Below are 8,548 nucleotides of genomic sequence, written 5' to 3'. Positions count from 1 at the left end.
CACTCAAAACGGACGTGGAGAAAGTGTCAGACTTAAGCAATTAAGCGTTTTTCGGTGAAGCGTCAACCCCGTTCAGCGACCACCCTAAAAAAGTGGCGTGGTGAGGAATCGCCGTCCGTTTTACGGCGGCGAGGATGTCAACATTTCCTTATTTTTTTACTAGGAGCATTTGACATGACTGGTGACTACGCAGCTTCTTATCTGCCTTGGATTTTAATCCCGATCGTCTGTTGGTTAATGCCAGCTGTGGTTATGGGTTTGTTATTTATCTATATCGAGAGTGAATCCTAATTTAGCCTAGGATTCCTACAATTAAGAGCTTGAAAATTAGCTATTTGATAGTTAGTTTTCAAGCTCTATTTTCTGAGGAAAAAGGAAAAAATTGACCAGATGAAAATGGGTAAAACCCTACACCCCACACCCCACACCCTACACCCTACCCCCACGAAAAACTTTTTGCCGCAAACCCCACTTATAAAGCGGTTAGATAGCGGATTTTTTCCAACAATAGGGAGGGTTGAATCGGTTTGAGGAGATAGTCGTCAATGCCATGACGACCGAGAAAATTAACGCTGATTTCAGGGGTATCATTCAAGATTAGCACTTTACTGGCTTGAGTTTGGCTAGATTTTTTTAAAAGATGACACAGATGATATATATCGGGCATTTTCCGATCGACAATTATAATACCGGGCTGCACGATCTCAATTTTTTTGATAGCGGAGACACTATCGATTAACCAAATAACTTGATAATGTGCCACCATCAATAACTCACAAATAAGATTGGCGATTTCTTCGTCACTTTCAATCAAAACTATAGTGGGATGGTGGTGATTAAAATGGGGATTATTCTCCGAGGGTTGAAGCTGGGATATGGGTGGCTTTTGTTGAGGTAAACGGACGGTAAAGATGGAACCTTTATCTAAGCAAGATTCTACCTCGATCGTGCCGCGATGGAGTTCCACTAATTGTTTAGTTAAAGCCAATCCTAATCCCACACCACCATAACGACGTTTGCGGGAGCCATCCAATTGGGTAAATTTTTCAAACAGAAGCGGTATTTTTTGAGCGGGAATGCCGATGCCCGTGTCCTCTACCTGAAAAATGACCTGACTGCCTTCTTTCCACAGTCTCAGGGTGATATCACCTTGTTCGGGGGTAAATTTCAGGGCATTTTTTAACAAGTATAAAAGTATCTGCTGAACTCGATCATAATCGGCGTAAAAATAATGCTCTTCTTCGGTGATTCTCATTTCTAAAATCAGATTAATTTCTTTAGTTTCTGCCTCTGTTTTAATAATTTCTAAAACATGGTTACAGAGATATTTTAGCGAAAATTGTTTAATATCTAAAACAGCTTTCCCCGCCGAAACTTGCGAGAAATTAAGCAAGTCATTGATTAATTCTAATAGTTTATTGCCGTTATCCTGAATAACTTTTAGATAGTGTTTTTGTTTGTCGGGGGGTAAAAAATTATTGGCTGCCGAGGATTTTTGCAGGGTACTGGACAAACCGATAATACAAGTTAGGGGAGTTAATAACTCATGACTAATATTATTTAAAAATTCACTTTTGCAGAGGTTAGCGGCTTCTGCGGCCATTAAAGTATCTTGTAATTCTTGGGTTCTTTCTATTACCCGGCGTTCAAAAATATCTTTTTGTTCCTGTACTTGAGAATATAATTGCGCTTGATAGATAGCAATGGCGAGATGTTCACCAATCTGACCTAAAAATTTCTTTTCTTGCGGCAACCATTGGCGTTTTTCTTGACATTGATGGGCAATTAATAAACCCCACAATTCTTCTTGTACCACAATCGGGGCGATTAATTTTGATTGCACTTGCTGTTGTCGCAAAAATTCGGACAAACAGAAGGAAGAAGAATAGTTAGCATCCACATCATCCACGGCCAGAATTAATCCTTGACGGTACTTTTCTTTGTATTGGGGAATATAGGAAAAACAATCGTCTTCGGGGGTTAAATTTAACACCGAATTTATCTGGTCAGAAATGCGCGACTCGGAAGTTATTTTTCCCTTTACCTCACTGGTACTGGGGAAAAATTGATAAATTAACAATCGGTCCACTTGCAGAAACTCCCGCGCTTCCCTGACTACGGTTTCCAGAATCACCGGTAACTCCAGACTCTGACGCATTTGGGTGATGACTTGGTTTAATAATCTTTCCTGTTGGATTTGTTGGGATAGGGCAGCTTCTACCGGTTGACAAACGGAGAAAATGCGGGAACAATCTCTATCAGCAGACGGAGAAGAAATTATCGAGAGAATTTTGACTAAAATTTTATTTTGAAAACTGCTGACATTAATGGATAGAGGCAGATTTAAAATTTGATAACCCTGCTGAATTTTTGGGTTGTGGAGAGACTTGACAGCCAGTCCTTGCAGAAAATTTTTAATCGTGTTCGCTTCAAAACTAATGCGGACTTCGTACTGGAAATTATGCCCTTGGGGACTGGCTAACAATAAAGCTTGTAGGTCAGTGGAAAGCAAGAGTTGATAGATTTCTCCTGTCTGTGGGGGAATGTCTCTTTCACTTAGACTAATCCTCGGTGCTGTCACCTGTATTGCCAACTGTCCCCACCAAGAACGAATTTGTTCGAGGTGAGTAGATGACAACACTTGACCGCAAACATAAGCAGGAGAAGCATTCATTTATCAGTTATCAGTTATCGGTTATCAGTTATCAGTTATCAGTTATCAGTTATCAGTTATCAGTTATCAGTTATCAGTTATCAGTTATCAGAAGGCAGGAGACTCCGAGGCTGCGAGGCAGGAGATAGGGTGATAGGGTTTTAGGGTTTTAGGGTTTTAGTTGAAATTCCCCCACTTCCCCACTTCCCACTTCCCACTTCCCACACCCCACACCCCACACCCCAGTCATCAGTAAGGTGATGGGGGACTGGGGTGTGGGTTTTAGTGAAGATTTTTCTTAATCCCTATCCCCGACTATTCCCTAATCCCTATTCTTGAAAATTGCCGCAGACAGATATAATCATCTCTATCTACCTAAGAATGATCCCTCGATCGAGACCCTGATTCTCAAAACCTAATCATTATTTAACCTGACTCTCAAAACTTATGCACCGAATTGCTCCCCAAGCGGGTGGTTGGACAGCAGATACCGAAGGGGTGATTATTATCGACCAAAATCCGGCCCCGATTGTTCTCCTCACCATGGCTGATACCGATATTCAAACTCTAGCGGCAGCTATCGACCATCTACCCGATAATTTTCCCGCAATTCGCGCCCTGAATTTATCGCAGTTACAGCAGCAATACAGTATCGATAACTATGGGGACAAGGTACTATCCCAAGCAAGAGTGATTATTCTTCGCTTATTGGGAGGACGGGGGAGTTGGTCCTACGGATTGGAAGTAGTTAAGGAAATTGTCGAGGAAACCGGTGCGACTTTATTTGTCCTCCCGGGAGAGGATAAACCGGATTTAGAGTTGATGAGTCATTCCACTGCTTCCCTGACTACTGTTAATCAGTTATGGTGCTATTTCACGGAAGCAGGGATAGATAACTGGATTAATGCTTGTAAATTTATCGCGCATACCTGTCTCCATCTCGACTATCCTCCCTCTCCTCCTAGGGTTGTCCCTAGGTTGGGAATCTATTCCCAGATAACCCTATCCCAACCCCAAGCACGGACTTGGATACTTTTCTATCGTTCCCATTATCTCGCGGGTAATACCAAAGCTATCGATGCTTTAATCACCGCTTTCACCCAAAGAAATATTGAAACTGTCCCTATCTTTCTCTCCTCTGTCCGGGAAATTGAAGTGCAAGAGGAACTATTAACCCTCTTTTCCCACCATCCCCCAGACCTAATTCTCGATACCACTAGCTTCTCTATCCAACGACCAGAAGACAAACAAAATCATCACTTCTGGCAGTCCCTCAATAAACCCATCTTCCAAGTTGTCCTCAGCAGCAGCAGTTTAGAAGCTTATCAACAGGGTTATCAAGGTCTTTCCCCCCGGGATGTGGCCATCAATATCGCTTTACCGGAAATGGATGGCAAAATTATCACCCGCGCTATTTCCTTTAAATCTGTCCTCACCCGACATCCGAAACTAGAAACGGAAATAGTTATCTATCAACCCCTCCCCCACCGGGTTGATTTTGTCGCTGATTTAACCGCAAACTATTGTCAACTCTCCTCCCTTCCCAACTCCCAGAAAAAAATTGCTCTCATTTTCCCCAACTATCCCAATAAGGATGGTCGTATCGCTAACGGAGTTGGTTTAGATACTCCCGCTAGTGGTCTGGAAATTCTTCGCGCATTACAAACCCAAGGTTATACCCTCACCGACCTACCCGACCATAGCGATGAATTAATGCGATTGCTTATTTCCGGTATCACTAATGACCTGGAGACAAGGGAATTAAAACCTATCTATCAATCTCTCTCCCGGTCAGCATATCTAGATTATTTCTCCTCCCTTCCCCCCGATAATCAAAGCGCTATGCTTGACCGTTGGGGACATCCAGACAGGGATTTTCCTATCCCCGGCATCCAGTTAGGTAATGTCTTTATCGGTATTCAACCTTCTCGCGGTTACGACCTCGACCCGACTCTTAATTATCATTCCCCCGACCTCGAACCTACCCACAGCTATCTCGCTTTTTACCATTGGTTACGACAGGAATTCCAAGTCACTGCTGTAATTAATCTCGGTAAACACGGCAATTTAGAATGGCTGCCCGGGAAAAGTCTCGCTCTTTCTCCCCATTGTTATCCCGAAATTGCTTTCTCGTCGCTGCCGAATTTTTATCCGTTTATTGTCAATGACCCCGGAGAAGGTTCCAGCGCTAAAAGACGTTCCCAAGCTGTTATCATCGACCATCTCACTCCCCCGATGACGCGAGCGGAATTGTATGGGGATTGGGAAAAGTTAGAGTCTCTCATCGATGAATATTATCAAGCAGAATCTCTTGATCCTTCTCGTTTAGCTCTGATTCGCGAGCGGATTAGTGATCTGGTGGCGAAAACTAATCTCGATCGAGAGCTAGGCACGATCTCGCGTAGCGAGCGCGTTGCGACCAGCGCTTCCTTTGGTCAATTTCTTACCCTCGTGGATGGTTATCTCTGTGAACTCAAGGAAGCACAAATCCGCGACGGTTTACATATCTTCGGTCAATGTCCCCAGGGTCAGCAGTTAATTGATTTAATCCAATCGATCGCTCGTTCTCCTAGTCCCGACCGCCCCGGTTTAACCCGTTCGATCGCCCTTGACCTCCACCTCGACTGCGACCCCCTGACGGAATATAACGATACTACTACCTATCTGGAAAGTCTCGCTCAGGATTTAATTAGCCAGAAAATTGAACCTCTAGGCGAAAATACGGCAAAAGAATTGGTTTGGCTAGAAAATCAGTTAATTCCTGCTTTAAAACAAACCCCCGATGAACTTACCTATCTCTTAAAAGGTCTCGCTGGCCAATACGTCCCCAGTGGTGCTTCCGGCGCTCCCACCCGCGGCCGTCCCGATGTTCTCCCCACCGGCAGAAATTTCTATTCTGTCGATACCCGCGCAATCCCCACAGAAACTGCGTGGGAAGTGGGAAGAAAGGCCGCAGAGGCACTAATTGAACGTTATACCCAAGAAAATGGCGAATATCCCCGCACTTTGGCGATTTCTATCTGGGGAACTTCGACGATGAGAAATAGTGGCGAAGATGTGGCCGAAGCCATGGCTTTACTGGGAATTCGTCCCCTTTGGGATGGTTTTTTCCGTCGGGTGGTCGGGTTTGAAATCCTTACCCCGTCTAGCTTAGGCCGTCCTCGCATTGATGTGACCGTTCGGGTATCGGGCTTTTTTAGGGACAGTTTCCCCAGCATACTACATCTTCTTAATTCTGGCATAAATGCGGTAGCTTGTCAAGAGGAAGAAGAAAAAATTAATCCTTTAGCGGCGAAAGTGAAGACAGAGAGGGAGTTTTGGCTAAGTCAGGGCTTAGGAGAAAAAGAGGCGAAACTGAGAGCTACTGCCAGAATCTTTGGCTGCAAACCCGGTGCTTACGGGGCCGGTTTACAGGGGTTAATCGAGTCACAAAACTGGCAAAATGATCAAGACTTAGCTAATGCTTATATTAACTGGAGTTGTTATGCCTATGATAGTCAAGGAACTGCCCATTCTTTACCGGAAGTATTGAGAAATAGACTACAAGAATTAGAGATAGTGCTGCATAATCAGGACAATCGGGAACACGATATTTTCGACTCCGATGACTACTATCAATTTCAAGGCGGCTTAACTGCCAGTGTTCGGGCATTAACCGGCAAAAATCCCGTCACCTATTTTGGTGATCATTCCCGTCCAGAAAATCCCCGCATCAGAACCTTAGAGGAAGAAATTCGCCGGGTATATCGTTCGCGAGTAGTGAACCCCAAATGGATAGCGGGAGTGATGCGACACGGCTATAAAGGCGCTTTCGAGATGGCTGCGACCGTAGATTATATTTTTGCCTATTCTGCCACTACTCATCTAGTGGAGGATTTTATCTATCAGGGAGTAGCCGAAGCTTATTTATTTGACGACAAGGTACAACAATTTATTCAGGAGAAAAACCCCTGGGCATTGCGAGATATGGCCGAAAGATTATTAGAGGCTCAACAACGGGGATTATGGACCCAGGTGGACCAGAAAACTTTAGATCGATTGAGGGCAATTGTCCATGAGGCCGAAGGAGTGATCGAATCGGGTCAGTAATTGATAACTGGTCTAGAATCAGTCTATCAAGAAATTGCTCAAATTACTTTAGTAATGAGAAACGGGACTAAATAATGGCTGGAATTGAGGGATTGAGGATTAAAAATTATCGAGCGCTCAAGGATATAACCCTGGGCAAGTTATGGAGCGCCAATTCAGACTTGAATTGGCCTAATCTTTTTGCCTTGCCCATCAATTTCTCAAACTTTCCTTTAGGATTAATTGAGCAATACTGAAATAAATAAAAATTCCTAAAACATCAACCACTGTCGTGATAAAAGGAGCAGACATTAAAGCAGGATCAAATCCCATTTTGTTAAAGATAAAAGGTAATGCTGTACCTGTCGTCGCTGCAATAATTGAGATAGCAATTAAACTAATTCCCACTATAAAACCAATCTCTGGTTTACCTAAGAATACGAAAACCATAGCAATCACAATGACGGCTAAAATGATCCCTAATAATCCCCCTGTTATTAACTCTTTCACAATAATTGAAAACGGTTTCTTATCTCTTAATTCATCAGTACTTAATCCCCTAATAACAACGGTCGATGACTGTGCGCCTATATTTCCCCCTGCATCAATTAATAATGGGGTAAAAAAGGCTAAGGTAACTACTTCTTCTAACACTTCCTCAAAATTACTCATTAAAAAAACTGTTGCAGAATTCGTGATTAATAAAATTAATAACCATGGTATTCGTTTTTTTGTGATTTTATACAAGCCCAATTTAAAGTAATTTTGATCATCAGATTCCGTGTTAATTGCTCCCATTTTATAAATATCTTCAGTTGCTTCTTCCTCTAAAATGTCGATGACATCATCTACCGTAACTACCCCTAATAAGTTTTCATCTTTATCAACAATTGGCAAGGCTAATAAATCATAGCGTTGAATCAATTTAGCGACTTCTTCTTGGTCGGTATCGGTATAGGCATAAATAATATTTCTGTTCATAATTTCAGAAATTATCGCTTCTGGTTTAGCAACAATTAAATCTTTTAAAGATAAGGTTGCTTGTAATTTCTTATTATCATCTGTCACATAGATATAGTAAGCTACTTCAATCTTATCGGCTAAATTTCTGATTTTAGCTTGAGCTTCATTGGCAGTAACAGTTTCTTTGACATAGATATATTTCGGGGTCATAATTCGCCCTGCTGTATCAGCAGAATACCCGAACAATAAAGCATTCAACTCTCTTTCTTCAGGGGATAATTGAGCCACTAAAGTCCTCGCTAATTGAGGAGGTAACTCATCAAATAACTTGACTCGATCATCAGGAGACATATTATTAATAATTTCAGGTGCTTCCGCATCTTTAAACTTTTCAATTAATAAGTATTGGGTATTTCTATCTAAATGTTCATAAACGTCAATGGCTTGAGATTTATTTAAAAGTCGGAAAGCAATGATTTGTAGGGTTTTAGGTAAGTCCGCAATCGCTTCTGCTATATCCACGGAAGCGACAGGAATTAATAGAGTTTTAGCTGCGTCATAATTTTTGGCTTCTAAAAAAATGAGTAACTGATTTGTGATCACATCTCTTAGGTCACTCTTAGAGCCTTTGGGAAAGTTGATTTCAGTGTTATTCATAATTGATAATTGGGTAAGGTAACTAAAAAGGGAAGCTCGAAAAATTGATGGAGGATACAAAAGGATTTTGACACTCCCCGCTCTAAAGAGACGGGGATTCTTGGTTCACAGAGATTACTTGCGAAAGACAGAATTGCTTCTGAAAAAGTAGAGGTATTCTCTCCCCAAGCGTTTATTGGGTCGAGCCCAAAGGTTCCGGTATGCCCT

General features: G+C 42.3%; 4 protein-coding genes and 1 pseudogene. 2 read left to right on the top strand and 3 right to left on the bottom strand.

The genetic code is table 11. The annotated features are described in order from the left end of the window. The first annotated feature begins 174 nt into the window (after positions 1–174). Positions 175–291 (top strand): photosystem I reaction center subunit VIII, encoded by a 117-nt coding sequence (locus IM479_RS02880; RefSeq protein ID WP_004162778.1) that lies wholly within the window; start codon positions 175–177, stop codon positions 289–291. Positions 292–472: 181 nt separating this feature from the next. On the opposite strand, the gene IM479_RS02875 is transcribed toward IM479_RS02880, so the two are convergent. Next, positions 473–2,674 carry a hybrid sensor histidine kinase/response regulator gene (locus IM479_RS02875; RefSeq protein WP_287699154.1) on the bottom strand — a complete coding sequence of 734 codons (2,202 nt, stop codon included), beginning with the start codon at positions 2,672–2,674 and terminating at the stop codon, positions 473–475. A gap of 426 nt (positions 2,675–3,100) precedes the next feature. On the opposite strand from IM479_RS02875, the gene cobN reads away from it, so the two are divergent. Then, complete coding sequence (gene cobN, locus IM479_RS02870; RefSeq protein WP_287687291.1) at positions 3,101–6,742, top strand: cobaltochelatase subunit CobN; 3,642 nt, start codon at positions 3,101–3,103, stop codon at positions 6,740–6,742. Between the two features lie 192 nt (positions 6,743–6,934). Here the strand turns inward: cobN and mgtE are convergent, their stop codons facing one another. Together mgtE and IM479_RS02860 are read right to left on the bottom strand one after the other, a co-directional pair. After that, entirely contained in the window at positions 6,935–8,341 is a 1,407-nt protein-coding gene (mgtE, locus tag IM479_RS02865) for a magnesium transporter (protein WP_287687289.1), read from the bottom strand. Further along, positions 8,338–8,548, bottom strand: a pseudogene (locus tag IM479_RS02860) (hypothetical protein); the annotation flags it as partial. The pseudogene IM479_RS02860 and the gene mgtE, both read right to left, overlap by 4 nt.

The sequence above is a fragment of the Microcystis sp. M165S2 genome (genome assembly GCF_020245885.1).
Classification (GTDB): domain Bacteria; phylum Cyanobacteriota; class Cyanobacteriia; order Cyanobacteriales; family Microcystaceae; genus Microcystis.
This window is presented reverse-complemented; position numbering and strand designations above follow the sequence as displayed.

Bases quoted from the DNA above. Each gene is read 5' to 3' on its own strand.
- cobN (WP_287687291.1), top strand. From the start codon at position 3,101: ATGCACCGAATTGCTCCCCAAGCGGGTGGTTGGACAGCAGATACCGAA.
- IM479_RS02880 (WP_004162778.1), top strand. From the start codon at position 175: ATGACTGGTGACTACGCAGCTTCTTATCTGCCTTGGATTTTAATCCCG.
- mgtE (WP_287687289.1), bottom strand. From the start codon at position 8,341: ATGAATAACACTGAAATCAACTTTCCCAAAGGCTCTAAGAGTGACCTA.
- IM479_RS02875 (WP_287699154.1), bottom strand. From the start codon at position 2,674: ATGAATGCTTCTCCTGCTTATGTTTGCGGTCAAGTGTTGTCATCTACT.